General features: G+C 46.5%; 2 protein-coding genes. One reads left to right on the top strand and one right to left on the bottom strand.

What is annotated here, in order from left to right:
* Positions 1 to 139: AbrB-like transcriptional regulator (locus F6K49_RS45055; RefSeq protein WP_293108616.1), on the top strand; the 139-nt coding region annotated here is incomplete at its 5' end.
* 473 nt (positions 140 to 612) lie between these two features.
* Here the strand turns inward: F6K49_RS45055 and F6K49_RS45050 are convergent.
* The coding region (locus F6K49_RS45050) for a glycosyltransferase family 39 protein (protein WP_293108613.1) at positions 613 to 1,860 on the bottom strand (1,248 nt) is incomplete at its 5' end.

The raw sequence follows: 1,860 nt of genomic DNA, 5'->3' as shown, positions 1-1,860 counted from the left end.
TAATCTTCTGATTGGCTCGGCTTACACGAAACAAATGGGTTTAGAACCAGGGGACCAGTTTGAAATCACCCTGGGACGCAAGCACATTCACCTTAAACAACTTGATGAAACAGAAGAAGAAGCACTTGAGGCATCCTGAGCCGAATAGACAAGGCTTAGAACGCCTTAACCGGTAAATGTGCTTTCGCTCAAAATGTCAGCATTCCGCCGTCAGTTATCAGCATTAGCGCTACTTGAAACGCTCTGCAAGTAGCCATTGATGATGCCCTCAAGAGAACCAATCCACGAGGCTTTAAACAGTAAGCGTGGTTTGAAAAGGAGCCCATAAGCTTACTCTCTTGATAAACCCAGGCTCCCAAAACATTAGCTGTTTGCAAAGCTGGAAAGTAGCGCGTCAGCTGACTGCTGATAGCTCCATGCCAACTTGATCACTGTCTGTTAAGAAAGCGGTGTATCAATTTCCATCCCCATTTATGGAAACTTCCCAATCTAGCTTTTAATCACTCAATTGGGATATTGTATAAATAACATCCAGTCAGGGGCATCATCAATTCTTCTGGCTGGCTTCAATTTCCATTACTCAAGCAGACCAGTATTAAGCAATAAGTTGAACTAGATCAGCAATTGCCAAATCTCAGGGTCAGAAGACATCAAAATCAGTAGTGAAATATAGGTTCCCCAGAATAAAATTACCATAAATTGTCTATCCTGTCGGGCAACCAGCATCCCTGCTATAACCATGGTTAAAGGGACACAAGCGAAGAACAGCCAGGAGCTGAGGTCAAAAGCTTTCCTAATCCCGAAGTGAAGCATCACAGTAATGGTAGCGACACCTAGCAGACTTAAACCAATACTCCAAAAACGGGGATAAGATTTGCCAGAAGGCCAATGCCAAATGTCTGTGAGTTGGGCTCCACCAGCAAGGGCTAATGCTGGGTAAACTGGTAACACATACCCAGGCAATTTAGTGGCAAGAAGGGAAATGGCGATCAAGTAACCGCCAGCCCATACCAGTACCAATTTAGCCCAGCCCCAATGGCGATTCTTCCAAGCCTGCTGTAACCAGTAGGAAAAGAACAGTAACCAAGGTGCGGAAAATTTTAACATTTCCCCCAGGTAATACCAAGGCAGGCGATTTTGCCCATCCACTGCTGTCCAGATCGGGCGTAGGGACTCGTAGAGAATGGCTTTAGTTGTAGTAACAGCTCTTTGATCCTGTACCAGCAATGGCACAGTGTACCAAGCAAGAGCAGGACTATAACCTAAGAGCAATCCTAACCACCAATAAGTAGACGTGAGGAGTCTGGGCGTATCCCATGCTAGAAACAACAGAGCGATCGCTGTGATCAAAAATGCCACCAGGATCCCCTTAGTGAGGAAAATCAAGCCTAATCCGATCCCCGCTGGCAGTGACCAGCGTGAGTCCCGACGCGATCGCAACACACACCACATCATCAACACCACAAAGCACAGATTAGCTCCATCCAGGATTGCCATACGCCCATAATGGGCTATTGGTAAGAACGTTAGGTAAATCAAGCTAGAGAAAATAGCCTTCTGACGGCAGGGGAAGATTTCTGTAGCAAGACCATAGACTAGCAGTACCGACAGAACACTGAGGATGGCACTAGGTAAGCGCGTAGTCCACTCGTTGACACCACCAAACTGATAAGCCACCGCAATCAGCCAGGCTAGTAGGGGGGGGTGTTCAATTAGGGTTTCACCTTCGAGAGTTGGGTAAAGCCACTGCCCAAATTCCCCCTTTGCTGAAAGTAGTTGAGTAGCAAGATGACTTATGCTTTGCTCTACCTCTTCCAACGAGCCACTGCCCAAATTGATGCTAAACAACAATATCGGAAG

The sequence above is a fragment of the Moorena sp. SIO3I6 genome, assembly GCF_010672095.1.
Note: the sequence above shows the minus strand (reverse complement) of the source record. Positions and strands in the feature narration are given on the sequence as shown.